Here is a 24,779-nt window from a genome sequence, read left to right on the forward strand (position 1 = left end):
TATGGTTCCGGGATAAAAGGGCAGGCCGCGATTGGCGCCCGCGACCCGGGGTCGCGCACTATTGGAGGCGAGCGGGAGGAGACGCCATGACGTCCGTCACCACGAGGCCGTCCGCCGGGGGCGGCCAGATCGAGCTGGCCATCGGCGGCATGACGTGTGCCTCGTGCGCCTCCCGCATCGAACGCAGGCTCAACAAGCTCGACGGCGTGACCGCCACGGTCAACTACGCCACCGAGAAGGCCAAGGTCGTCTACGACGGCGAGGTGCGGCCGGAAGATCTGGTCGCCGAGGTCCAGAAGGCGGGGTACTCCGCGGAGCTGCCGAGCGTCGAGCCTCCGGCCGAAGACCGCGACGAACTGGCCCCGCTGCGGCAGCGGCTGATCGTGTCGATCCTGCTGTCGGTTCCCGTGATCGCGATGGCGATGATCCCGGCGCTGCAGTTCGACAACTGGCAGTGGCTGTCGCTCACCCTCGCGGCCCCGGTCGTGGTGTACGGTGGCCTGCCGTTCCACCGGGCGGCGCTGACCAATCTGCGGCACGGCACGGCCACCATGGACACGCTGGTCTCGATGGGCACGCTCGCGGCCTTCGGCTGGTCGCTGTGGGCGCTCTTCTTCGGCACGGCCGGCATGCCGGGCATGCGGCACGGGTTCGAGTTCACGCTCGCCCGGGGGAACGGCGCGGGCGACATCTACTTCGAGGCCGCCGCGGGGGTGGTCACCTTCATCCTGGCAGGCCGCTACTTCGAGGCCAGGTCCAAGCGCAGGGCGGGGAGCGCGCTACGGGCGCTGCTGGAGATGGGCGCCAAGGAGGTCGCCGTCCTGCGTGACGGCCGCGAGCGGCGCATCCTGGTCGAGCTGCTGGCCGTGGGCGACACCTTCGTCGTACGGCCCGGCGAGAAGATCGCCACAGACGGGGTCGTGGAGGAGGGCGCCTCGGCGGTCGACGCCTCCATGCTCACCGGGGAGTCCGTCCCCGTCGAGGTACGGCCCGGCGACACCGTGACCGGCGCGACCGTCAACGCGGGGGGCCGCCTGGTCGTACGCGCCACCCGCGTCGGCGGCGACACGCGGCTCGCCCAGATGGCCAGGCTCGTCGAGGACGCGCAGAACGGCAAGGCCGAGGTCCAGCGGCTGGCCGACCGCGTCTCCGCCTTCTTCGTGCCCATCGTGATCGCGCTCTCGCTCGGCACCCTCGGGTTCTGGCTCGGCACGGGCAACGGCGCCGCGGCGGCCTTCACGGCGGCGGTGGCCGTGCTGATCATCGCCTGCCCGTGCGCGCTCGGCCTGGCCACGCCCACGGCGCTGATGGTCGGCACCGGGCGCGGGGCACAGCTCGGCATCCTGATCAAGGGGCCCGAGGTGCTGGAGTCGACCCGGCGGGTGGACACGATCGTGCTCGACAAGACGGGCACCGTGACCGCCGGCCAGATGACCCTGGTGGACGTCGTCACCGCGCCTGGGGTCGGCCGCGACGAGGTGCTGCGGCTCGCGGGAGCGCTGGAGGCCGCCTCCGAGCACCCGATCGCCCAGGCCGTGGCCAGGGCGGCGCTCGCCGGCCGGGAAGGGGACGGCGCGGGCCTCGCCTCGGTGGAGGGGTTCGCCAACATCGAGGGGCTCGGCGTGCGGGGGGTCGTCGACGGCCATGCCGTCCTGGTGGGCAGGCCGAAGCTGCTGGCCGAGCGGTCGCAGGGCCTTCCCGCCGATCTGGAGCGTGCCGTCGCCGAGGCGCGGGCGCGTGGCGAGACCGCCGTCGCCGTCGGCTGGGACGGGGAGGCGCGGGCCGTGCTGACCGTCGCCGACGTGGTCAAGCCGACCTCCGCCGAGGCGATCTCGCGGCTGAAGGAGCTCGGGCTGCGCCCCGTGCTGCTCACCGGGGACAACCAGGCCGTGGCGGAGACCGTCGCCGCCTCGGTCGGCGTGCCGGCCGAGGACGTGATCGCCGACGTGCTGCCCGCCGGGAAGGTCGACGTGGTCAAGCGCCTTCAGGCCGAGGGCCGGGTCGTCGCCATGGTGGGAGACGGCGTCAACGACGCGGCGGCGCTCGCCCAGGCCGACCTCGGCATGGCGATGGGCACCGGCACCGACGTGGCCATCGAGGCCTCCGACCTGACCCTGGTACGCGGGGACCTGCGGGTGGCGGCCGACGCGATCAGGCTCTCCCGCCGCACGCTCCGCACGATCAAGGGCAACCTGTTCTGGGCCTTCGCCTACAACGTGGCGGCCATCCCGCTGGCGGCGTCCGGGCTGCTGTCACCGATGATCGCGGGTGCCGCGATGGCGTTCTCTTCGGTCTTCGTGGTCAGCAACAGCCTCCGGCTGCGCCGCTTCACCCCGCTCGCCTGAGCCTCGCCCGCGCGTCCGCCCGTACCGATGGCCGGGTCGCGGACGCGCGGGCGGGTGCTCGCCGGACGGGTCAGGCGTTGTGGATCACCTGCTCGGGGGTGACGCGTACGGTGATGCGCTGCTCGTCCGCCGTCCTGAAGGGGTACGAGTCCGCGTCGAGGTACTTCTTGGCCAGCCCGTCGATGACGTCGTCGGCGCCCTCGAGCTCGAACCGCGCCTTGCCCGAGACGCTGACCAGGTGGAAGGCGTTGTCGGGGTCGAGCACGCTGACCGACACCCGGGGGTCCTCGCGCAGGTAGCGCTCCTTGGCCCGCCCGACGGCGGTGTTGAAGATGACGTCGTCTCCGTCGACGTCGACCCACACCACCGTGTTGTGCAGCGACCCGTCGGGACGGTGCGCCGTCACCCAGGCGTGCACGGGCCGGGCGATCAGCGCCTTGGCATCGTCGTTCAGCTTGCTCATCTATGTCTCCTCAGGTTTCGGCGGTTCGCCTCGAAACTGGCGAACACACCGGGACATCGGACCATTCCACTGCATGAGATCGGCGTCGGACGCGGCGAGGGTGCCGAAAGACGATGGCAAACATCGGGATGTGTCCTACTTTGCTCGGTAGGACCAAATCGTGGAGGTCTGATGGATCGTCTGGGCGGCTCCGAAGCGCAGGACAGCTCCGGCCGCCTCCGGAACAGGAGCACGTCGGCGAGCGTCGAGGAGTTCGCCTCGGCCCTGAACGACCTGGCCCTGGGCGGCGACGGCTGGCGCTCGATCCTGCGCAGGATCGCGGACGAGACCGGCAGGGCGGCCCGGCTGGTCGGGGTGCACGGCGGCGTCTTCCACGCCACCGACGGCGGCGACGCCACCATGAGTCCCGCTGAGGTGAGGCGCGCGTTCGCGGAACCGGACCCGGTGCGGGTCGTCTGCCCGGACGGGTGGGAGGCCCGCGCCCTCGCCGTGTGGGCGGGCCAGCGCCGCGTCGGGCTGCTGCTGCTGGCCGAGCCGCTGCCCGACCACCTGGTCCCGTACCTGCGGGCCGCCTCCACCGCCGTGGCGATCGAGGCCGTACGCCGGGACGCCTCGTCCGTGGCCAAGTCCGAGACCGCGAGCAGGCTCATCGACGAGCTGCGCTTCGGAGCGCTGCGGGGCACCGAGGAGGTGACGCGGACGGCGGCCAGGTTCGGGGTCCACCTCGACCAGCCTCACGCGGCCGCCGTCTTCGCCTACGACGGCTCCAACCGGCACACCTGGTCCACGGCCCTGTCCTGGCTGGAGATGCCGGTCCGGCAGAACGGCGCCGAGGGCTGGACGGTGCTCACCGGCGACATCCCCCGCGAAGTGAGCCGGATCCGCGACCGCCTGCAGGGCATGGTGGGAGAGGGCACCGTGCTCGCGGCCACGGGGCCTGTGGTGTCGGGTCCCGCGCAGACGCCCCGCTCCTTCAGGGACGCGGAGACCGTGCTCGGCCTGCTCAGAAGGCGTCCCGGCGAGACCGAGCTGCTGCACTCGTCGCTCGGGCTGGCACAGTTGCTGCTCGCCGTGCCGCCCGACCGGCTCCAGGCGTTCGTCGACCAGCAGTTGGGGCCGATCCTGGACCGTCCGGAGCTGGTCCTGACGCTCGACGCGTGGCTCTCTACCAGGGGCAGCCGGGCGGCGGTCGCGGACCTGCTGCACCTGCACCGCAACTCGGTGGGCTACCGGATCGGGCAGATCCGGCAGCTCCTCGGCGCCGACCCCCTGGACCCGACCATGGCGCACCACCTGCAGACCGCGCTCACCGCGCGCGAGTTGCTCCAGGTGTTCTCTGAGAACGATGGTGTCACGTGAAACATTGCGCACGAAAGGTTTCACGTGCAACATTCCCAGCCAGATCGGGCACGGGGCGGCCGATCTTTGGGCTGTGAGCACATGGAGGGCACGCGGACGCCGGACGTAGCGTCCGAGACGTCGCCCTCGAACGCCAAGCGCCTGGGAGGGAAGGCCCGGCACAGGATGCGGCCGAACCGGCGAGGATATGGCCACGCCGCTCGCGCCGGCGGGTACGAGGGGCCCGCCGACCAGGATTGGGGGAAGAACCAAAGAGGACCTGAAGACCCGACGGGCCTGGCGACCAGGCACTGAACGGCTCAAGGAGGCACTGGTGCTCGGCAAGAAGCTCACCGAGGCACGCTGGACGCACATCGCGCTGCCAAGCTGCGACCTCGACAAGGCCATCGAGTTCTACACGACCATGACCCCTCTCGTGGTGGTCTCGACCCACGAGGACAAGGACGGGCGCAACGCCTGGCTGTCCAACGACAAGCAGGCGGAGACGCCGTTCGTGCTCGTCCTCGTGGAGTTCGCCAAGGACAGAGGCACGCCGCAGCCCCAGCTCTCGCCGTTCGCCCATCTCGGCATGGAGGTGCCCCACCGCGAGGACGTGGACGAGATCGCCCGGCGTGCCCGGGAGCTGGGCTGCCTGCACTGGGACCCGATGGAGCTGCCGCCGCCGGTCGGCTACATCTGCGCCCTCAAGGATCCCGACGGGAACGTCGTCGAGATCTCCCACAACCAGAAGGTGTTCGAGGAGGTCCGCACCCTTTGGGGTCAGTGACCTCCCATAGGTGGTCGCCGTCGAGTGGACCGCCGGGCTCGGGCGCCGGATACCACGAACGGCGCACGCGCCTCGGGTGAACCGCTTCGCTGGCCCACAAATCATCCCGGATTTGTATTTCACGGATCTTTCACGCAGCGTCAAGCATCAGAGTGAACGTCACGTTCCACAGGCAGCACCGGGACGGCCGTTCCGAGGCATGGGAGAGGAAGCACCGTGCAGCACACCTCCACCATGGGAGCGTGGCACGCTCACACGGGTGCGGAGGAGGCGGGCGGGTTCGCGTTCCGTCCACGGGGTTCCACACCTTCGCGCCGGAGATCCACCCGCGGGGAGCCCGTGCGGGGATTCGCCGTCCGTGTTCACAGATCCGAGCCCCGTCACCGGTCCGGGGCCCGGATGAGTCACCGGTCAGGGGGCCGGACGATTCACTGGTCCGGGGGCCGGACGATGGGCCGATCGCTCCGCGCCTGTGACTCGTCACCGGGGGCCGGCCTCCCCTGTACCCCAGTCGGCAAGATCCGGAAATTTCTCCATAAGAGGTGATCGATACCGTGGTTCCGCCTACCACCGCGATCGCGGACGTCCTGCAACTGCGCGGGCAAACCGGCTGGCTCAGCCCGCCGCTGCGCCCCATCCACCGATCGCTGGGCCTGCTCGGCAGGGCCCGCACCGTACGGCTCGCGCCCGGGCCGGGAGACGACGGTCTCGCGGCCCTGCACTGCGTCATGGACGAGGATCTGGAGGGCCGGGTGGTCGTCGTCGCGGGCGCCCGGGCGGCGGCGGGAGCGGTGTGGGGCGAGATCCTCACCCGCGCGGCCCTCGCCCGCGGAGCGGCCGGCCTGCTGGTGGAGGGCGGGGTTCGCGACGTCAACGCGTTCCGCGACCTCGGCCTGCCCGTGTGGGCGCTGTACGAGGCCACCGCAGGGCCGGGACCCGAGGTGCACGTGGCGTCGGTCGGACGCCCGGTGGAGATCGCCGGTGTGATGGTGGACGAGAGCACCTCCATCGTCATGGACGGCGCAGGGGTGGTCGCACTTCCTTCCACGGACGTCTTCGCCGACTCCTACATGTACGCGGACGCCGAGGAGGACGTCGTCACGGCGCTGCGCGAGGGGGCCACGCTGGCCGAGGCGAACCGCTACAAGGAAGACATGGTGGCGAAGCTCCGCCGATCCCTGTAAACGCGGGCCGGGTCGCGGCGCGACAGCGGCGGAGGCCCCGTGGCATCCGGGGCTCCGCCGCTGTCGCGGTCGTCCTCTGGCCGGTCCGGCGCCGGCTCAGCCTCGCCGGTGTCCGGCGGGTGGAACCTGGAGCGGCGCGGGCGCTCGGCGGGCGTCAGCTCTTGAAGGCGTCCTTGACGTTCTTGGCGGCGTCCTTCACGCGCTCGCCGGCCTGCTTGACGTGGCCCTTGGCCTCGTCGGCCTCGCCCTCGGCGCGGAGCTCGTCGTCGCCGGTGGCGTCGCCCACACCCTTCTTGACCTTGCCCTTGAGCTGCTCGGCCTTGTTCGAGATCTTGTCGTCGGCGCCCATGATCTGTCCCCCTTCGGCAGTTGGTCTGTCCGATATTGCCCCTCTCCGGTGAGGAGGGCGGTAAACGCGATCCGGGCCTCACCGGTGCATCAAGATCTGCCATGGTCGAAACAAAAGGCCAGGTGGGGACGGGGTTGGGTGCTCGCGGGGCGGCGATCGCCTACGCCACGGTCGTGACCTGTTTCAGGAGGGTCAGGGGGATTCGCGTGGGAAAGATGATTCCCCTTGCGAAAGGCTCTCGCCCCGGCCGGAGAATGCGGAGATACTCGATCACAGGCGATCAACCGCGCACAGTGCGGTCCTGAGACGAGGAAGCAGGCGAATGACCTCTCCCCGGCGGCGCTCGGCCGTGTTCCTGCTCGTCGGCGTCGCGGCGTTCGCCGTGCTCGTTCTGGCGATGTGGTTCGGCGGAGGCTGGCCGAGGGAGGAGATCCCGGGCCTGCCCTCTCCGGGCGTGCTCACGACCTTGGGCCTTCCCGTCGTCAGGGTCGTCCACGACGTCTGCGCGGTCGCGACGGTGGGAACCCTGCTCTCGGCCGTCGCGCTGGCGGGTGACGCGGCCTCCCGGCGGGAGATCACCCACGCGGCCGGGAACTGGGCGCTCGCGTGGGCGGCCAGCGCGGCGGTCACGCAGATCCTCACCCTCTCGGACCTTCTGGGGCTCCCCGTCGGAGAGGCGCTGCAGTCGGGCTTCCTGTTCACCTTCAGCACGGAGGTCCCCCAGGGTCAGGCGTTCATGCTCGTGACGCTGCTCGCCCTGGTGATCGCCGGCGCCACGACGCTGCCGGTCGGCTTCTGGGGCCGGGGCGTGCTGCTCGCCATCGCCATCTTCGCGGTCCTGCCGCCCGCGTACGTCGGCCACTCCGCCTCGGCCGCGGATCACAACATCGCCGTTTCCAGCCTGATGCTGCACATCGCCGGAGTGACGGTCTGGGTGGGAGGCCTGTTCGGGATCGTCATCCACCTGCGCCGGTCGGACACGCTCGTCGCGGCCGTACGGAGGTTCAGCGCCCTGGCGCTCTGCTGTTTCGTCGCCGTCGGCGCCTCTGGGCTGGTCAACGCCTGGATCCGGCTCGGCTCGCCGGCTCAGCTCTGGCAGTCGCGCTACGGGCTGCTGGTGCTGGGCAAGCTCGTCGCGCTCGTGGCGCTGGGATGGTTCGGCCTGCGGCACCGCCGCACCACGATCGCGGCGCTGGAGGCCCCCGCCGCCGAGGGCACCCGGGCGGGTTCGCGGCCCTTCCTGCGGCTCGCCGCCGGTGAGGTCGGGGTGATGGCCTGCACGGTCGCGCTGGCGGTGGCCCTGTCGCGCACCCCGCCGCCGCGCGAGAGCGGGGCCCACAACCAGCACGAGCTGCTCGGCTACTCCCTGCCGCGGTTCAGCCCCTGGCGGCTCCTCACAGAGACGCGGCCCGATCCCCTGCTGATCCTCGCCGTGGTGGGCCTCGCGGTCGCCTACCTCGTCGGCGTGCGGCGGCTCACCCGGCGCGGCGAGGCCTGGCCGCCCGGCCGCACGGTCGCCGCGATGGCGGGCCTCCTCGTCCTGCTGTACGCCGCCGCCGGAGGCGTGTCCGCGTACGGACCCGCGATCTTCTCCATGCACGCGCTGCAGTACGCGCTCCTGGGCACCGTGGGCCCGGCCCTGCTGGCCCTCGGTGCTCCTCTGACGCCCTTCCAGGAGGCCGTGCCGCTCCTCAGGCAGGCGGGCGACGGCCCCGTGGCGGTCCGGCTGACCCAGCCGCTGGTCGCGCTCGCCGCCTACGCCGTGCCGTACCTGCTCCTCTACGTCACCGGCCTGTTCGAGCCCGCCCAGTCGAGCCTCGCGGTGCGCCTGGTCGCCGAGATCGTCGTGGTGGTGACGGGCATGTGGTTCTTCGTCGTCGCGCTGGGCCTCGATCCGCTGCCCAGGGCGATCAGCCCGGTGGTGCGCACCCGCATGCTCATGGGCGCGCTCGCCCTGCAGGCGTGGATGGCCCTGGTGTTCCTGGCGGGGCCGATCCAGGGGCAGGGCTGGTACGACATCCTGGCCATCCCGTGGGCTCCCGAGCGCGCCGCCGACCAGCGGGCCGGCGCCGCGCTCGGGGTCGGCCTGTCGGCCCTCACCATCGTGGCGCTGCTGGTGGTCATGGTGGTCTGGCGGCGCGGCGCCCGGCGCCGGGTGTCGGCCCAGGACATCTCGGCGCAGGAATCCGCCGCGCGGCCGTGAGTGTCCACCGGCACTGCCGCCCGGCCGTGAGTATCCACCGGCGCCGCCGCGCAGCCGTGAGTATCCACCGGCACTGCCGCGCGGCCGTGAGTATCCACAGGCGCCGCCGCGCGAACCTGACAAACCGTGCAGGCTGCCGCACTGTGGGCGTGGCTGTCCACAGGCGCCGACTGAGCGACCATGTCGGCACGTAGAGTGATCACATGGCGCCGCCACCGTTGCCGGGTCCTCTGGCCCACCTGGCCCCGCTGCTCGACCAGTACGGTTACCTGGTCGTCGGCGCGCTGGTCTTCCTTGAGGACTTCGGGGTCCCCGTCCCAGGGGAGACCATCCTGATCGCCGCTTCCGTGTACGCCGGGGCGGGGCAGCTCAACGTCGTGGCCGTCGCCACGATCGCCCTGGCCGCCGCCGTCATCGGCGACAACATCGGCTACCTCATCGGGCGCAGCGGCGGCCGCGCGCTGGTCCACCGCTACGGCCGCTACATCTTCCTTCCCGAGAAGCGGTTCGAGGCGGCCGAGGCGTTCTTCCACCGCCACGGCGCCCCGATCATCACCGTGGCCCGCTTCATCGACGGCCTGCGTCAGGTCAACGGCCTCGTCGCCGGCACCGCGGGCGTCGAGTGGCGCCGCTTCCTCACCTTCAACATCCTCGGCGCGCTCCTGTGGGTCGGCACCTGGACGACCGCGGGTTACCTCGCGGGCACCAACATCAACAAGATCTACGAAGAGCTGGTCCGCTACCAGACCTACCTGTTCTTCGCCGCGCTCGCCCTCGTCGTCCTCGTCATCGCCCGCCACGTGATCCGTCGCCGCCGTCGCGACCGGCCGGTGCGATGACCGGTCCGCACGAGCTCGCGCGGCGCCTCGGCACCGGCGACGCCGTGGTGATCGGCCTGGGCTCGATGATCGGCGCCGGGGTGTTCGTCGCGTTCGGCCCGGCGGCCGCGGCGGCCGGTTCGGGGCTGTTACCCGGCCTGGCGGTGGCGGCACTGGTCGCCTACTGCAACGCCACCTCCTCCGCGCGGCTCGCCGCCCGCTACCCCGCCTCCGGCGGCACCTACGTGTACGGCCGGGAGCGGCTGGGCGACTTCTGGGGATACCTCGCCGGCTGGGGTTTCGTGGTCGGCAAGACCGCGAGCTGCGCCGCCATGGCGCTGACCGTCGGGGCGTACGTCTGGCCGGGGCGCGAGCACCTGGTGGCGGTGGCGGCCGTGGCGGCGCTCACGGCGGTGAACTACGTGGGAGTGCACAAGGCCGCCTGGCTGACCCGGGCGATCGTCGCCGTCGTCCTCGTGGTGCTGGCGGTAGCGGTCGTGGCCTGCCTGGCGAGCGGCCGGGCCGACCTCTCGCGTGTGGTGCCGTCCGGCGCGATCACGGTGGGCGGGGTCTTACAGGCGGCCGGGCTGCTGTTCTTCGCCTTCGCGGGGTACGCCCGCATCGCCACGCTGGGCGAGGAGGTGCGGCACCCCGCGCGCACCATCCCTAGGGCCATCCCCCTCGCCCTCGGCATCACGCTGGTGGTGTACGCCGCCGTGGCCGTCGCCGTGCTGGCCGTGCTGGGCCCTGACCGGCTCGCCCACTCCGCCGCGCCGATCGCGGACGCCGTGCGTGCCGCGGGCGCGGCGCCCCTGGCGTCGCTCGTGCGGGCCGGAGCCGCCACGGCCGCCCTCGGGTCGCTGCTGGCGCTGGTCCTCGGCGTCTCCCGCACGGTGCTGGCGATGGCCAGGGACGGGCACCTCCCGCGCGTGCTGGACGCCGTGCATCCGCGCTTCCGCGTTCCCCACCGCGCCGAGCCGGCCGTCGGCGCGGTGGTCGCCCTGGTCGCCGCCACGGCCGACGTACGGGGCGCGATCGGCTTCTCGTCGTTCGGCGTGCTGGTCTACTACGCGATCGCCAACGCCTCGGCCCTGACCCTGTCCGCCGAGGAGGGCCGCCCGCTCCGCGCCGTCCCTCTCGCGGGGCTGGCGGGTTGCCTGCTGCTGGCCTTCAGCCTTCCGCTGTCCTCGACGGTCGCGGGCAGCGCCGTGCTGGCCGCCGGTGCGCTCGCCTGGGTCTTACGCAGGGCGGCTCGGCGTCGCTGACCTGCCGGCGGTCTCCGTCCCTCACCGACAGGGGCCGATCCGTGCCGACGGCTCGATGTGGAGCCGCCGGGGGTTCACTCGGACCCGGGGGTTCGGCCGGGCCAGGGGTTTGTGCGGACCGGGGCTTCGGCCGGACCGGGGCTTCGGCCGGACCGGGGCTTCGGCCGGACCGGGGCTTCGGCCGGACCGGGGCTTCGGCCGGGCCAGGGGTTTGTGCGGACCGGGGCTTCGCGCGGATCGCGGGGTTGCTCGGGGCGGGGGTTTGCTTAGAAGAGCCAGTCGAGGAGGCCGCCGTTCTTGGTCGGCGTCGGGCTCGGGGCGGGCGGGGGCGCCTCCGTGGTCGGCGGGGGCGTCGGCGACGGAGTCGGCGCGGTGGTCGGCTCGTCGTCCTCGATACGCGGGTCCTCCGGCTGCTGCGTACGGGTGCTGGACCTCGGCGTCGGCTGCGGCGAGTGGACCCGGGTGCGCGTCGGGGAGGGCCGGGTCGTGGGCTCCTGGGTGACCCGTGACTGGGAGATCGTCGGCGTCGGGGTGGGCGTCTCGCTGGGCGTCTCCGTCTCCTCGGGGGTGAGGGCCGGGTCGGTCGACGGATCGGCGCTGGGGTCGGCCACCGGCTCGTCGGTCAGCTCGGGGCCCTGCTGCCCGGCCGGAGCGCAGTCGGCGGCGGTCGAGCACGCCGCCTCGGGCTTCGAGCTCACCGAGGACGACACGATCCAGCCGCCCGCGACCGCGAGCACGACGATCGCGACCATGGCGAGGATGAGCCGCTTGTTCTGGCTGCCCTTCTCCTCCTCCTCTTCCTCGCCGGTCCACCCGGAGCCGAGGAAGCCCCGGCGCTCATCCCTGTCCGGGTCGTGCTCCCCGTCGCGGTCCCAGCCGTCGTCGTCCGGCCGGGCGTAGCCCTCGGGCCGCTCGTAGTCGTCGGATCCGTCGTACCCCTCGGGCCGCTCGTAGTCCTGGATCTGCGTGTGGTCCTGGGCCTGCGTGTGGTCCTGGGCCTGCGTGTGGTCCTGGGCCTGCGTGTGGTCCGGCCGCTCGAACTCCGGGGAGTCGTCGCTCTTGGGGGGAGAGGGTTCGTGCCCGGGCGTCCATCCGTCGGACAGGACGTCGCCGTCCGCGCGCTCCGGTTCGCGGTTCAACTCGATGCCCAAAGGACCGGTCTGCTTCAGAGGATCCTCTTCGAAGGATCTCGGGGTGCCATCGCGGTCCATGCCGAACCTCTCTGCTCAAAATCCTGGCCGCGCAACTTCTTAGCAGTTCCGACAGCGGCTTGTCCGGAAACTTCACAGTTTTCCCGAAGATTGGTAATCTTCCCATGAGTCACATCCGCCCCAGACCATGCCGGGGCGCGAAGCCGCAACGATCATTATGCGGTGCCTATTGAGCCGCTTGCCGGAAGATTTCCGGGCGCTCCCGTCCGGTCCGATCCCGCACCGGGGTAGAGGAATACTCGAACGGCACGTTCTTGGTCACTGAGAGAGCGCCGGCCTTTGGAGGACCGATGGAAAGCCCGCCAGCCCGTCCCGTGGCACCGACGGCATCCTCACGTCCCGACCTGTTCGTCGTGCCCAGCGCGTGCACGCTGCCGACCGCCGAGCAGCCGCTCCGGATCGCCGAGTTCGACGGGCTGTTCGCCTCCGCGCTACGCCGGGTCGACCGGCCGTCCCCGACGTGCCTGCGCCTTCACCTCGACGGCGCGGCCGAGGTGGAGCGCATCGCCAGAGACCTGGCGGCCAGGGAGTCCACGTGCTGCTCGTTCTTCGGCTTCACCTTCACCCGCGACGGCGAAGGACTGGTGCTGGATGTCGAGGTCCCGCCCGCTCAGGCGGCCGTGCTCGACGGCCTGGCGGCCCTGGCAGCCCCGTCGGCCCGCGACGGATCCTGACGCGGACGGCACGCCGGCGAGGCCCGGGCGATCAGTCCCGTGCCGAAGCCTGATGAGATCGGCTCGCGATGGAGGCCATGGTGATCGACGAGGAAAGGCCAGGGCGCGTGCTCGCCGGGCTGTGGGAGTTCTACCAGGCCGAACCCGCGTCCACCGCGCCGGAGGACCAGGGCGCGGAGGCGGCGCTGGCCCTGTTCCACGACGTGGCCTCGACGGTGCCCGCGTACAGGAGCTTCCTCGCCGAGCACGGCCTCGACCCCGCGACGGTCCGTACGACCGCTGACTTCGAGCGGGTGCCGTTGCTGGTCAAGGAGGCCTACCAGCGGCGGTACGCCCTGCCTGAGCTGTGCAGGGGCGGCCGGCTGGACGCGTGCGACATGGTGGCCGTGTCGTCGGGATCGTCCGGCACGCCGACCGTGTGGCCGCGGTCCGTGCTGGACGAGCGGCTGGTCGCGGCCCGCTTCGAGCAGGTCTTCCACGGGAGCTTCCGCGCCGACGAGCGGCGGACCCTGGCGGTGATCTGCTTCGCGCTGGGGAGCTGGGTGGGCGGCATGTACACGGCCGCGTGCTGCCGCCACCTGGCCGCCAAGGGGTACCCGATCACCGTCGCGACGCCGGGCAACGACGTCGACGAGATCCTGCGGGTGGTGGGCGAGCTCGGGCCGCACTTCGACCAGGTGGTGCTGCTGGGATACCCGCCGTTCGTGAAGAACGTCATCGACGCCGGGCTCGGCCGCGGCGTCGACTGGGCACGGTACGGCATCCGGCTCGTGCTCGCGGGCGAGGTGTTCAGCGAGCAGTGGCGTGATCTGGTGGGGCGGAGGGCCGGGATGACCGAGCCGTGCCACGACTCCGCCTCGCTCTACGGCACCGCCGACGCGGGGGTGCTGGGCAACGAGACGCCGCTCAGCATCCGCGTCCGCCGCTTCCTGGCCGGGAACCCCGACGCGGCGCGGGAGCTGTTCGGCGACTCGCGGCTTCCCACCCTGGTGCAGTACGACCCCGTGACCCGGTACTTCGAGACCCACGAGGGCACGCTGCTGTTCACCGGGGACAACGGCGTGCCGCTGGTCAGGTACCACATCGCCGACGAGGGCGGCATCGTGTCGTACGACCGGATGCTGGCGTTCTGCCGCAAGTACGACTTCGACCCGCTCGCCGAGCCCCGCGACGACGAGCCGGGAACGGCCGCGCCTCGTGGGGCGCCCGTGCTGCCCTTCGTGTACGTCTTCGGGCGGTCCCTCTTCACCGTCTCGTTCTTCGGGGCCAACATCTACCCCGAGAACGTCACCGTCGGCCTTGAACGTCCCGGTATCAGCGACCAGGTGACGGGGAAGTTCGTCCTCCGGGTCGAGGAGGACGAGGACCGCGACCGGCACCTCTCCGTCGTCGTGGAGCTGGCTCCCGGTGTGCCGCCCGACCCGGCCCTCGCATCCCTGCTGGCCGGTTCGATCAGGACCGAGCTTCTGCGCCTGAACAGCGAGTTCGCCCACTACGTGCCGGACGCCTACCAGACGCCGGCCGTCGAGCTACGGCGGGCGGGGGACCCGGAGTTCTTCCCGCCCGGGGTCAAGCACCGTTACACCCGCCCCGAATAGCCCTGCCGATCACTCCACGCGGCCTGCTGGGCGCGCAAAGAATGCTTTGCGGTTTCCGCGTGCTTGACGCCCGCCCGTGCGACGGCGCCGAACCTTGACTCGGGGTTTACAAGCGGCACTCCCAGAAGGCGTGCGGACGGTGGCGTCGACGGGCCGGTATACCGTCGAGACCGACATCGTCGTACGTTAGTCATGTGTGGTCACGTTGCGTGTGAAGGCGCAGGTGGCGGGCAGGGCCGAACGTCCCGCGGGGAGGCGTCGTAAGACCCTGTCGGGCGGGATCGGCCGTACCCGACTCTGGATGGAGATTCCCTGACAGGGAGGTTCACCATGCGATCCTTGGCCAGGTGGACGACAAGGTGTGTTCGCCGGTACCGGTTCGACCGCAACCCCCTGCGTCGGCGCTCTGACCGGATCGAGACCGTGGTCGTGCTCCTCACCTTGCTGGCCCTGCTGGCCGGGGTGTGGCCCGCCGTCCTGGCCGCCCGCGCCGTCTACCACCGGGGGGTCGTGGCCGAGCACGTCGAGCCCGGCCAGCGCAGCGCGGTCACGGCCGTCCTGCTGGAGGACGCGGCCAGCACGAGCGCGGTGTCCTCGCAGGGGGCCGTCCTCGGCATCAAGGCCAAGGCGCGGTGGTACATGCCCGACGGCCGGCTGCGCACCGCCGTGGTGACCGTGCCCGCGCACGCCAAGGCGGGGTCCTCGCTGGAGATGTGGATCGACTCCTCAGGCCGTCCGACGGCACCGCCGCGTACGCACTCGCAGACCGTGGCCGACACGGTGGTGGCGGGGTTCGGCGTCGAGACCGGGGTCGCGGGCCTGCTGTTCCTGAACCTCGCGATGGTCCGGTGGCTGCTGGACCGCCGCCGCTACGTGGACTGGGACAGGGCATGGATCTCCGCCCACGACCGTTGGCGGCGCCCGAGGCAGCCGTGACGAGGAGAAGGCCATGAACGGACACGTCCTCGTAGGTGTGGACGGCTCGCCGGCCGCGCTGGCCGCCGTACGGTGGGCCGCCGACGACGCCGTACGGCGCGACCGGGGCCTGCGCGTCGTGCACGTCACCGAGCCCTGGATGTTCGACCAGTCACTGGGCACGCCGCCCGGGTTCCAGGAGTCCCTGTCGGACCAGTCGAGGGGCGTGCTCGCCGAAGCCGCCAAGGCGGCCCGCGAGCGGGTCCCGGGGCTGGCGGTCGAGACGGCGTCGCTCACGGGCAGGGTGCGCGCCGAGCTGCTGAACGAGGCCCGAGACGCCGTCGAGCTGGTGGTCGGCACCAGGGGCCTGGGCGGATTCATGGGGCTGGTGCTCGGCTCGGTGTCGATGGGCGTCGCGGGGCACGCCGAATGCCCGGTCGTCGTGGCCGGCCACCCGCAGGACACCGTCCACGGGGAGGTCGCCGTGGGCCACGACGGGTCGCCGGAGTCCGAGGCCGCGCTGGAGTACGCCTTCGAGGAGGCCCACCTGCGGGGAGCCCGGCTGCGCGCCGTCTACGCGTGGCAGATGTCCGTCTACCTCCCGATGTTCGCCAGCTACACCCCTGACCTCGAAAGGGTCTACGACATGGGCAAGCGCGCGGCGAAGGAGCAGCTCGCCCCGTGGCATGAGAAGTATCCGCAGGTGGAGGTGCGAGACGCGATGGTACGCACCCACCCGGTCGAGGCACTGTCCGAGGCGTCGTCGCAGGCCGACCTGGTGGTGGTCGGTTCCAGAGGAAGGGGCGCCATCGGCTCCGCCGTCCTCGGCTCGGTCAGTCACGGCGTGCTCCACCACGCGTACTGCCCGGTCGCCGTCGTGCGAGCAGGCCACTCCCCTTCGGCACCCTACGGTGAGGGGAGCGATGGCGCGTGAAGCAGAGCGTGCGTCTCGGCCACGTGGCGGGCATCCCCGTGGGAGCCCACTGGTCCACGGTGATGATCGTCGTCCTGATCGGGGGAGTGCTGGCGACCACGGTGCTCCCGCAGGCGGTCGCGGGCCAGCCTCCCGCCCGGTACTGGATGGTCGCCGCCGCGGCGTCGATCCTGTTCCTCGGCTCGCTCCTGGCACACGAGCTCGCCCACGCGATCGTCGCCCGCCGCAGGGGGGTGCCGGTCAAGTCGATAACGCTGTGGCTGCTCGGCGGGGTGACGGAGTTCGCGGGGGAGACCAAGTCGCCGAAGGACGAGTTCCAGGTGTCGGTCGTGGGCCCGCTGGTGAGCCTCGCCCTGTCGGGCGTCTTCTACCTGGCGGTCGTGCTCCTCAACGGTCCCGCCCTGATCGTCGCGGCCGTACGGTGGCTCGCCCTGATGAACGGCGTGCTGGCCGTCTTCAACATGCTTCCCGGATCCCCTCTGGACGGGGGACGGGTGCTGCACGCGGCCCTGTGGCGCATGCACGGCGACCGGGTGCGCGCCGACCGTTCCGCGGCCAAGGCCGGGCAGGTGCTCGGCATGTCGCTGATCGCGCTGGGCGGCATGGAGCTCATCCTGCTCGGCTGGACCGGCGGGCTGTGGATGATGCTGATCGGCTGGTTCCTGGCCAGCGCCGCCCGGAGCGAGGGCCTGGTCAGGGCCGCCCACGAGGGACTCAAGGGCTGGCGGGTGCGCGACGTGATGACGACGTCGCCGGACGTGGCCCCGGCCTGGCAGGACATCGACGACTTCATCACGGTCGTGGCGCTGCGCTCGCACCAGACCGTCTTCCCCGTCGTGGACTTCGGCGGGCACTCGGCGGGCACCCTCTCCCTGGAGGCGCTCACGGCGATCCCTCCCGAGCAGCGCCAGGACAGGCGCATCGCGACGGTGGCGCGACCGCTGCCGCCCGACCACCTGCTCTCTCCCGATGACGACGCCGCCCGCATCCTGGAGCCGTCGGCGGGCACCGGCGAGCTGATGGCCGTGGTCGCCGAGGCCGGGCACGTCGTGGGCATGGTCACCACGGCCGACCTGACCCGGGCCCTCCAGCAGGCGGTGCTGCGCACGACCTCCTCCCGCCAGAACGCCGGACAGCCCGGCGACACCGAGCAGGACCATCCGGGCCAGCCCCTGCATGACCCGGGCGCCTGACCGTCACGGCCTCGCGCGGGACGTAAGAACTCGTGGCCTCTCCGGCCGGCGCTGGGGAAGGCCCCAGGCGTCAGTCCTCACGGCACCGGAGCAGCAGCATCGCCGCGTCGTCGTGCAGCGGCGCGTCGACATGGGCGACCAGGTCGAGCCGGAGCGCTTCGAGGGCCGCCTCGGGATCGTCGTCCTTCAGCAGGAAGGCGCGGTCGGTGAGCGGGTAGAAACGGCCCGCGCGGTCACGCGCCTCGATCACCCCGTCGGTGTACAGCAGGATCTGGTCGCCGGGGCCGAACGCGACCTGGTGCGGGTTGGGGCCCTCCACCTGGAGGACGGCGAGGCCGAGCGGCGGCGCGGTGTCCGCGGGCTCCGCCATCGTGATCTTGCCGTCGGCGTGCAGGATCAGCGGCGGCGGATGGCCGTAATTGAGCAAGGTGAGCTTGCCGCCGGGGTCGGCGTCGACCAGGATCGCCGTGACGAACTCCTCGCCGGACAGCCGCCGGTTGAGGGCCTTCTCCAGCCGCCCGCTGACGGCGCGCAGGTCGGGCTCGTCGTGGGCCGCCTCGCGGAACGCGCCGAGGACCAGCGCCGCCGTCTCGACCGCCTCCAGCCCCTTGCCCTGGACGTCGCCGACGATCGCGCGGACCCCGCTCGGACCCGTGACGACCTCGTAAAGGTCGCCGCCGATGCGCGCCTCGGCGTTCGCCGAGGTGTACGAGACGGCCGCCCGGAGATGGCCGGCCCGCCGGGGGGCCGGCCGGAGCAGCACCCGCTGCGCCACCTCGGCCACGGACCGCACGCTGGCCAGCTCACGCTCGCGCCGCTGCCGCCCGGCGGTGGCGAGGATGCTCGCCGCCGTGACCCCGGTGATCGAGACCAGGCTCATGTTGCTCTGCCGGTCGCCGAGGACGTCGTTGTACACGGCCAGCAGCAATGACAGGACCAGCGCGATGACGCCGATCAGCACAGTGCGGCGCACGCCGCCCACCAGGCTGGCGAACGCCGGGCCGACGGCCAGCAGGGGGAGGTAGCCAAGGTCGGGGCCGGTCACGACGTCCACGGCGGTCACGACGCCCAGCGAAGCGACGGGCAGCGACGCGATGAGCCACTGCGTTCTGCGACTGAACGGGGTCATAGGCACTCCGCAGCCGTGACGGTGGGTGCGCCACCTGGCTCGCTCGCCACAGGATGCCTCCGCGGAATGGGTCCATTTCGGTGGTATGCCGACCAGACTTCCCGGTGCTCGGCGGCCACTGTAACAAGGCGGAGAATCCACGAACAGCGCCGCGACCTTACGCGCCGGTCACAGCTATGAGCAGGACGACCACGGGCATCGGCGGTCGGAACGTGTCGTCGACTCGGGGGATCTCGCCGAGGACGGCACGCATGCGCGACCCGTTCATCACAAAGACCACCGACGACCGCGAAAGGGAATAATTTCGACCAGTCCCCACCTACGCGAGTAAGCACCTCGACGACCTCACAGCACGAACGAACTGGACGCTCTCAGCGCCTGAAAGCCGGACCGAGCCTGCCCGAGCACGATTCGAGCCGGGAGGTCTCTGAAGGCCTCATGAATCGAACCTTACTCTGGGATGGGCCAACTGGGACGGATTCGATATAGGTCTTCGACTTTCCCGCTCGTGGCCTAGCCGGTAAAACCCCTAATTATCCCAAAAGGCGAAATATTGTGATTAGGCGGGCGATTAAGGCGGCGTAGGGTCGGGTCACATCTCGGACCGCTGACGGGCGACCTGCTTGAGCTGGAGCTCGTCGAGAAGGTTCTGGGTCGCCGCGGCGATGACGTCCACGGCCCGTTCGAAGGCCTCCGCGTTGCGCGCGGACGGGGACCGAAACCCCGAGATCTTGCGCACATACTGGAGCGCGGCGGCCCGTACGTCGTCGTCGGTGACGTCGCTGGTGTAGGGCTCACGAAGGGTCTTGATACTCCGGCACATGACAGGACGGTACGTCATGCCGCCGGGACGCGCGCGCCCGTGGCGGCGGAGCCAGGGGTGACCCCAGCCGGCACGGGTTGATCGAGCGATGGGGGTGGCCGCGCGCCCGCGCGGGGCGGGCGCGTGACCACCCTCGGCCAGGTCAGGCGGCAGGACGTCCGTGGACGTCGGCGCCGGTGGGCCGGGCCGCGACGCGCGAGGCGAGCGGCGCCCGGGCGTCGGGACCGGGCAGGTCACGGCTGAACGCGTAGACCACGGCCGCCGTCGCGATGGCCCCGGTGTTCAGCGCCAGCGCCTTGTCGTTGATGTTGGCGAGCGTGTCGCACGCCTGGTGGTAACAGGAGTCGTAGGCCTTCCCCGCGGTGCCGCCGAAGAGCGCCTGCTCCGCGGGGGTCTTGATGCCCTCGGCGCCGGTGAACAGGCCACCGGCGGGAATCCCCGCGGCGATGAACGGGCCGTAGTCGGAGCGGCCGTCGAAGTCGGTGCCCACGTGGCCCTGGCGCAGGGTGTCGAAGTACTTCTCGAAGAGCTTCTCGATCTCGTCGGATCCGGCCGGGCCGGCGGGCGCGCCCGTGGCGTCGGAGTCGTCACCGTCGTAGATCTTCAGCGCGTAGTTCGGCGAGGCGACCATGTCGAAGTTGAGGTAGAGCTTCGTCCTGGCCTGCTCCTCGGCCGACAGGGTGGCCACGTAGTGCTCGGAGCCGAGCAGGCCGAGCTCCTCGCCGCTCCAGAAGGAGAAGCGCAGCTTGTTCCTCGTCGGGATCTTCGCGAGCTTGGTCGCGACCTCGAGGATCGCGGCGGTGCCCGAGCCGTTGTCGTTGATGCCGGGCCCGGCCGGGACGCTGTCGAGGTGGGCGCCCAGCTGGACCACCTTGCTCGCGTCGCCCCACTTGGAGTCGGCGACGACGTTCTGGGTGGTGCGGACCTCGCTGGTGGTGTCGGTCCTCAGCCGTACGACCGTGCCGGCCGGGCTGGACAGCTCCTCCCCTACGGCGAAGCTGGCGCCGACCACCGGGATCTTGACGGTGGGGGCGCCAAGGGTGCCCTGCAGCGTATCGGTGCGGCCTGATTGGCCCTCGTTGAAGATGATCGCCCCGGCCGCGCCCGCGGCCTGCGCGTTCTCCGCCTTCACCTGGAAGTTGCAGGTGCCGCGCTGCAGGAGGGCGATGTTCCCCGGCGTGAACCCGGCGAAGTCGCTCGCCTCGCAGCCGGAGGTCGAGCTCGGCGCCGGGGCCGGCGGCAGGGTCAGGTCGACGTTCTGCAGGGGCGCGGTGACGTCACCAGAGCCGGAGTAGGTCATGGTGGCGAACTCGCCCACCGCGCTCCCGTCGACCGGGGTCGGGGCGTAGACCTTCGGGTCTGGGGAGATCTGCTGCAGCAGGGCGGTGGCGTTCTGCTGGAAGTACGGGAACTCGAAGGGCTGGATCGTCACCTTGTAGCCGGCCTTCTTGAGCCGGTCGGCCACGTAGTCGCGGGAGGCGGCGAAGCCGGGGGTCCCGGCCGCCCGCGTGCCGCCGTTGGCGTCCGCGATCTGCTGCAACTTCTGCAGGTGCTGCTTCACTCCCGGCGCCGTGATCGTACGGGCCAGCTGGGCGGGGTCGGGATCGGCGCCGGCCGGTGTGGCCGCGACCAGGGGGAGTATCAGGGCGGTGGTCGCGGTGGCGATGCCCGCCCTCGTGCGGAGGGTGAAGCGCATTCAGCTTCTCCTTCGGATCCAATGGATGAGTCCCCGAATTGCTGCTGACCGCTGAACGTAGTCGGACTTGACCAATTCGTGAAGGGGTGAGGCGTCTTACGACGATATTTCGTGAAAAACCGCCAAATGATCGTTCGGCCGTGCGGAATGCCGCCGGGCCACAGCCTCGTCATGCCGTGCCCACACCGGGCAAAGTCCCAGCCAAGCGGCGTTACCGGGCATGTGGGGGAGGGGATGGGCCATACGTTCCTGACTCCACGGAGGCCGCTATGGCACAGAAGACTACCGTTGTCCCGGATGGCAAATCACCAGGTCAGACGGGTAAGGCCCGGCGTACCGCCGCGTCGGACGGCACAGGGGCCACCAAGGCCGGCAAGACGCAGCGGTCCGCCTCGAACGGCTCGCCACGCGGTCAGGCGGCGAAGGCCAGGGCCGCCGCCACCGGGAGCGCGGCCACCGCCTCGGTGTCCACCGCGCGGAGCAAGGCCTCGGAGGCCACCACGCGGAGCAGGAGCGAGAAGCAGCCGGCCGAGGGCAAGCCCGAGAAGGCGCGCAAGCCCTCCGCCGCCAGGGCCGAGAAGGCGCGGCAGACCTCCGCGGCCGAGGGCGAGAAGGCGCGGCGGTCCACCCCGTCGGCGCGTGCCGCGATCGCGCGGGCCGAGGCGCGGAAGCCGTCGGTCACCCTGCCGGTGGTCGGCAGGGTGACGCTGCCGCCGCCGAACCGGCTCGCCTTCTACGCGGCGCTGGGCGTGCTCACGGCCCTGGAGATCATCGAGTGGCCCATCGCGCTGGTCATCGGGGTCGGCCACTTCCTGGCCGAACAGCACGTCTCCCGCGCGCTCCAGGGAGTCGGGCAGGCCGCGGAGGCGGTGTAGCCACTGCGTGAAGGGGATCCTGGAACTCCGTTCGCGCCGTTCGCCGGTGAGTGGGGGTTGGAAACGTGGTCGCAGCGACCGGAGGGTGGCGCATGGGGAGATCGGCCATCTGCCGGTACATCGTGGCCGGTGCTCTCGCCGGAGCGGCGGGGACCACGGCCCTCTACGTGGTGACCTACCTCGACCAGGCGGTACGCGGCCGGCCGTCCAGCGGCCTGCCCGCCCAGACCGCCGGGAAGCTCGCGGGGATGACCGGGCTCGACCTTGGGGAAGGAGAGCAGGCCGAGAGCCGCAAGGAGGGGATCGGCGCCCTGCTCGGGCTCGCGACGGGTGTGGGGCTGGGCGCGGCCTACGGGGCGTTCCGCGTTCCGGTTCGCGAGGTGTACGTGCCGGTGGCGGGCGTCGGCGTCGCGCTCGCGGCGACCGTGGTGGCCAACGTGCCGATGACGGCACTCGGCCTGACCGACCCGCGTACGTGGGGTACGGCAGGCTGGCTTTCCGACCTGATCCCCCACCTGATCTACGGCCTGGTCACCGTGTACGCCTTCGAGATGATGGCCGGTCCGGGTGAGCCCCGGAAGAGGGGAACGGCCTGACCGCACCGCGCCGCTCGGCAGATCTCGTGCGCGGCCCCCGAGGAAGGGGGCCGCGCACGACGCCGTCCGCGACGGCGGCGGTTACTTGGTGCCGTCGGCCAGGTCGACCAGCGCGGTGGCGGTACGGAAGTACTTGTTGCGCCCCATATCGCCAACCGTGTTGATTCTGAAGGCCTCCTTGAGGAGCTTCGCGTCGCCTTCGCTGACCCCGGCCAGCGCGGACACGGGGGCCTTGACAAGCTCCGCGAGGCTCTTGTTCTCGTACTCTTTATCGAGCAGTTTGGACAAATCCGCAACAATTGCCATATATCCCCCAGTGATTGTGCCGCCCCGCTGGAGTGCCGGGCACTGGAGACCTTCCCTGCCGAAATGCATCACACGGACATCTGCCGACAAGAGCGGGTGGGCGTGCGTCAGGGAGCGGTGCAGGTGTAGGCGGACGGCAGTTGGGTGTTGCCGTCCGGGCGGCTCGCCTGGAAGCCGAAACTGGTGGAGGCGCTGGGCGCCAGCGACCCGTTGTGTGCGGCGTTCCGCGCGGTCACCGTCTGCCCGCTGGTGGTGAACGTCGCGTTCCAGGATCCGGTGATCGTGTGCCCGGCCGGGAGGGTGAAGGTCACCGTCCAGCCGTTGATGGCGGCGGGGCCGGTGTTGGTGACGGTTACCGGCTGGATGACGTAGCCGTTGCCCCACTGGGTCTGGGTGGTCGCGACGACCCCGCACCCGGTGGTGCCCCCGCCGCCTCCGCCGCTCGTCGTGGTGAACGTGACCAGGCCGGAGTTGCCGGAGAGGTTGCCCGCGCCGTCGCGGGCGCGCACGTACACCTGGTACTGCGTGCTGGGGGAGAGGCCGGTCAGCGTGATCGAGTTGGTGGCCGGCTGGCCGAGTTGCGGGTCGGTGGCGCCCTGCTCGCGGTAGACGTTGTACCCGGCCAGGCCGGATCCGCCGGAGTCGGTGGAGGCCGTCCACGACAGGGTGGCCCCGGTGGAGGTGATTCCTGACGCCACCGGGGTGCCGGGGGTGGTGGGCGGTGTGGTGTCGGGGGTGCCGCCGCCGGTGTAGACGGCCGCCTGCTTGGAGGTCTGTGCGATGCCGTTGGCGCCGTTGAAGATCCGCGTGCCCCACGACGTGAGGCTGCTCGCGCTGAAGTTGTTCACCATGTCGAGATAGGCCACGTCGCTGCTGTTGCCGCTCCACGACCAGCCGATGTAGCCGACGCCGCGCGTCTGCGCCTGCGCCATGATCGTGTCCTCGTCCGGGTTACCGTCGGAGTGGTTGAACCCGAACTCGCCGATGACCAGCGGGAGCCCGGCCGTCTGGAAGGTGTCCAGGTAGCTGTTGATCTTCGCCGCCGTGTCGAAGACGCCGTACATGTGGATCGAGAACACGGTGTTGTGCTGCGGGTCGGCGTTGAACACGCTCGCCGCGGTGTTCCGCATGGTGAAGGACCAGTCCTGTCCCCAGTTGGGCGCGTCGACCATGAGCAGGTGCTGGAACCCGGCGTTGCGCATCCGGGTGATCGCGCTGGTGGTGGCCTGGGTCCAGTTGGGGGTGACGCTGTTGTTGCCGAACGGCTCGTTGCCGATGTTGATGACGACGTAGTTCTCCTGGCCCGTCAGCGCGCTCTGGACGCTGATCCAGTAGCTGACCGCCGCGTCCAGGGTGACGGCGCCGCTCTGCTCGCCGTAGCCGGTGGTGTCGTGGTTCTCCAGCACGCAGATCAACCGGTTCGCCTTGCACTGCGCGACCACGTTGGCCACGTCGGCGGCGCTGTTGGCGGTCCACCGCCCGCCGCTCAGCACCACGCGCACCGTGTTGGCGCCGAGGGACTTGATGCCGGCCAGGGAGGACGTGGTCTGGCTCGGGTACCAGGCGTGCGGGTGGCTCACTCCCCGCATGACGAAGGCGCTGCCGCCGGACTCGACGATCTTCGTACCGCTCACGCGGAGTCCCACCGCCGCCTGCGCGGGCTGCACGGCGACGAGCATCGAGATCAGGAGTGCGAGCAGTGAGAGCACCGCCGCCTCGGCCATCCGTAGTCGCTTTCTCATGGGTCACCTTTCTCAGGGGGCATTAACCGGTTAAGTGATGTGGCGAGCGCCGGGGAACCGTCGGTTTGCGGGAGCGCGCCCATCGTCCGCGCATTCCACGGACATGTACAGCACGTGCCTTGGGCGCGGGCGGGCCGTACGAGCGGGGGCGGCACGAAGCGGGGCCGGCCGGCGCTCACGACATCGGAAGACGCGGCCGTCCCGGCGCGGGCGGAGCATCACAGGACCGGTCGGGCGCGGTGAATCCGCTGAAACTTTCAGCCGCCCGCGTGGGGCTCACCAGCGGTCCTGTCCCGGTGGGTGGGACTCCGCGGGGCTTCTATGACACGGGAAGC

At 71.3% G+C, this 24,779-nt stretch carries 22 protein-coding genes; 14 read left to right on the forward strand and 8 right to left on the reverse strand.

The window, feature by feature from the left end; translation table 11 throughout:
- The first annotated feature begins 86 nt into the window (after positions 1-86).
- Entirely contained in the window at positions 87-2,345 is a 2,259-nt protein-coding gene (locus tag ACOZ38_RS00685) for a heavy metal translocating P-type ATPase (RefSeq protein ID WP_424527920.1), read from the forward strand.
- Between the two features lie 70 nt (positions 2,346-2,415).
- Here ACOZ38_RS00685 and ACOZ38_RS00690 read toward each other — a convergent pair whose 3' ends face one another.
- Positions 2,416-2,808, reverse strand: coding sequence for a TIGR03618 family F420-dependent PPOX class oxidoreductase (locus tag ACOZ38_RS00690; RefSeq protein WP_405143009.1), 393 nt, complete (start codon positions 2,806-2,808; stop codon positions 2,416-2,418).
- Between the two features lie 171 nt (positions 2,809-2,979).
- On the opposite strand from ACOZ38_RS00690, the gene ACOZ38_RS00695 reads away from it, so the two are divergent.
- The 3 genes from ACOZ38_RS00695 to ACOZ38_RS00705 all read left to right on the forward strand — a co-directional run bounded on the left by ACOZ38_RS00695 (position 2,980) and on the right by ACOZ38_RS00705 (position 6,117).
- Positions 2,980-4,167, forward strand: coding sequence for a PucR family transcriptional regulator (locus tag ACOZ38_RS00695; RefSeq protein WP_424527922.1), 1,188 nt, complete (start codon positions 2,980-2,982; stop codon positions 4,165-4,167).
- Positions 4,168-4,480: 313 nt separating this feature from the next.
- Positions 4,481-4,933, forward strand: a complete 453-nt coding sequence (locus ACOZ38_RS00700; protein WP_405143011.1) for a VOC family protein — start codon at positions 4,481-4,483, stop codon at positions 4,931-4,933.
- A gap of 554 nt (positions 4,934-5,487) precedes the next feature.
- Positions 5,488-6,117, forward strand: a complete 630-nt coding sequence (locus tag ACOZ38_RS00705; RefSeq protein WP_405143013.1) for a hypothetical protein — start codon at positions 5,488-5,490, stop codon at positions 6,115-6,117.
- A gap of 154 nt (positions 6,118-6,271) precedes the next feature.
- Here the strand turns inward: ACOZ38_RS00705 and ACOZ38_RS00710 are convergent, their stop codons facing one another.
- A complete protein-coding gene (locus tag ACOZ38_RS00710) occupies positions 6,272-6,466 on the reverse strand; it encodes a CsbD family protein (protein WP_405143015.1) in 195 nt (64 codons plus the stop codon).
- 322 nt (positions 6,467-6,788) lie between these two features.
- Between ACOZ38_RS00710 and ACOZ38_RS00715 the strand changes: the two genes are divergently transcribed.
- From ACOZ38_RS00715 to ACOZ38_RS00725, 3 genes are all read left to right on the forward strand, one after another.
- The gene (locus ACOZ38_RS00715) at positions 6,789-8,669 is read left to right on the forward strand and encodes a cytochrome c oxidase assembly protein (RefSeq protein WP_424527926.1); all 1,881 of its coding nucleotides are present in this window, start codon (positions 6,789-6,791) and stop codon (positions 8,667-8,669) included.
- A gap of 203 nt (positions 8,670-8,872) precedes the next feature.
- Positions 8,873-9,508: a DedA family protein gene (locus ACOZ38_RS00720; protein ID WP_424527928.1), complete on the forward strand. Its 636-nt coding sequence runs from the start codon at positions 8,873-8,875 to the stop codon at positions 9,506-9,508.
- Positions 9,505-10,752 (forward strand): APC family permease, encoded by a 1,248-nt coding sequence (locus ACOZ38_RS00725; protein WP_424527930.1) that lies wholly within the window; start codon positions 9,505-9,507, stop codon positions 10,750-10,752. Before ACOZ38_RS00720 ends, ACOZ38_RS00725 begins: the two co-directional genes overlap by 4 nt.
- 266 nt (positions 10,753-11,018) lie before the next feature.
- Here the strand turns inward: ACOZ38_RS00725 and ACOZ38_RS00730 are convergent, their stop codons facing one another.
- On the reverse strand, positions 11,019-11,903 hold the full coding sequence (locus ACOZ38_RS00730; RefSeq protein WP_424527932.1) for a hypothetical protein: 885 nt from the start codon (positions 11,901-11,903) through the stop codon (positions 11,019-11,021).
- Positions 11,904-12,253: 350 nt separating this feature from the next.
- Between ACOZ38_RS00730 and ACOZ38_RS00735 the strand changes: the two genes are divergently transcribed.
- The 5 genes from ACOZ38_RS00735 to ACOZ38_RS00755 all read left to right on the forward strand — a co-directional run bounded on the left by ACOZ38_RS00735 (position 12,254) and on the right by ACOZ38_RS00755 (position 17,277).
- A complete protein-coding gene (locus tag ACOZ38_RS00735; protein ID WP_424527934.1) occupies positions 12,254-12,637 on the forward strand; it encodes a hypothetical protein in 384 nt (127 codons plus the stop codon).
- Positions 12,638-12,705: 68 nt separating this feature from the next.
- Positions 12,706-14,235 (forward strand): phenylacetate--CoA ligase family protein, encoded by a 1,530-nt coding sequence (locus ACOZ38_RS00740; RefSeq protein WP_424527936.1) that lies wholly within the window; start codon positions 12,706-12,708, stop codon positions 14,233-14,235.
- A gap of 330 nt (positions 14,236-14,565) precedes the next feature.
- The gene (locus tag ACOZ38_RS00745; protein WP_405143024.1) at positions 14,566-15,171 is read left to right on the forward strand and encodes an Rv1733c family protein; all 606 of its coding nucleotides are present in this window, start codon (positions 14,566-14,568) and stop codon (positions 15,169-15,171) included.
- Positions 15,172-15,184: 13 nt separating this feature from the next.
- On the forward strand, positions 15,185-16,084 hold the full coding sequence (locus ACOZ38_RS00750) for a universal stress protein (RefSeq protein WP_424527939.1): 900 nt from the start codon (positions 15,185-15,187) through the stop codon (positions 16,082-16,084).
- Positions 16,081-17,277, forward strand: coding sequence for a site-2 protease family protein (locus tag ACOZ38_RS00755; protein ID WP_424527941.1), 1,197 nt, complete (start codon positions 16,081-16,083; stop codon positions 17,275-17,277). Before ACOZ38_RS00750 ends, ACOZ38_RS00755 begins: the two co-directional genes overlap by 4 nt.
- Positions 17,278-17,347: 70 nt before the next feature.
- Here the strand turns inward: ACOZ38_RS00755 and ACOZ38_RS00760 are convergent, their stop codons facing one another.
- The 3 genes from ACOZ38_RS00760 to ACOZ38_RS00770 form a co-directional block, all read right to left on the reverse strand.
- Positions 17,348-18,406, reverse strand: coding sequence for a PP2C family protein-serine/threonine phosphatase (locus ACOZ38_RS00760; RefSeq protein WP_424527943.1), 1,059 nt, complete (start codon positions 18,404-18,406; stop codon positions 17,348-17,350).
- 592 nt (positions 18,407-18,998) lie between these two features.
- The gene (locus ACOZ38_RS00765) at positions 18,999-19,229 is read right to left on the reverse strand and encodes a DUF2277 domain-containing protein (protein ID WP_405143041.1); all 231 of its coding nucleotides are present in this window, start codon (positions 19,227-19,229) and stop codon (positions 18,999-19,001) included.
- A 142-nt stretch (positions 19,230-19,371) separates the two neighbouring features.
- On the reverse strand, positions 19,372-20,925 hold the full coding sequence (locus tag ACOZ38_RS00770) for a M28 family metallopeptidase (RefSeq protein WP_424527945.1): 1,554 nt from the start codon (positions 20,923-20,925) through the stop codon (positions 19,372-19,374).
- A 269-nt stretch (positions 20,926-21,194) separates the two neighbouring features.
- On the opposite strand from ACOZ38_RS00770, the gene ACOZ38_RS00775 reads away from it, so the two are divergent.
- Together ACOZ38_RS00775 and ACOZ38_RS00780 are read left to right on the forward strand one after the other, a co-directional pair.
- Positions 21,195-21,800 (forward strand): hypothetical protein, encoded by a 606-nt coding sequence (locus ACOZ38_RS00775; RefSeq protein ID WP_405143045.1) that lies wholly within the window; start codon positions 21,195-21,197, stop codon positions 21,798-21,800.
- A 92-nt stretch (positions 21,801-21,892) separates the two neighbouring features.
- The gene (locus tag ACOZ38_RS00780) at positions 21,893-22,396 is read left to right on the forward strand and encodes a hypothetical protein (RefSeq protein WP_424527948.1); all 504 of its coding nucleotides are present in this window, start codon (positions 21,893-21,895) and stop codon (positions 22,394-22,396) included.
- Positions 22,397-22,477: 81 nt separating this feature from the next.
- On the opposite strand, the gene ACOZ38_RS00785 is transcribed toward ACOZ38_RS00780, so the two are convergent.
- Together ACOZ38_RS00785 and ACOZ38_RS00790 are read right to left on the reverse strand one after the other, a co-directional pair.
- A complete protein-coding gene (locus ACOZ38_RS00785) occupies positions 22,478-22,702 on the reverse strand; it encodes a hypothetical protein (RefSeq protein ID WP_424527950.1) in 225 nt (74 codons plus the stop codon).
- A 107-nt stretch (positions 22,703-22,809) separates the two neighbouring features.
- Positions 22,810-24,444 carry a cellulase family glycosylhydrolase gene (locus tag ACOZ38_RS00790; protein ID WP_424527951.1) on the reverse strand — a complete coding sequence of 545 codons (1,635 nt, stop codon included), beginning with the start codon at positions 24,442-24,444 and terminating at the stop codon, positions 22,810-22,812.
- Positions 24,445-24,779 lie beyond the last annotated feature (335 nt).

It is taken from the genome of Sphaerisporangium viridialbum (assembly GCF_049674955.1).
GTDB lineage: Bacteria > Actinomycetota > Actinomycetes > Streptosporangiales > Streptosporangiaceae > Sphaerisporangium > Sphaerisporangium viridialbum.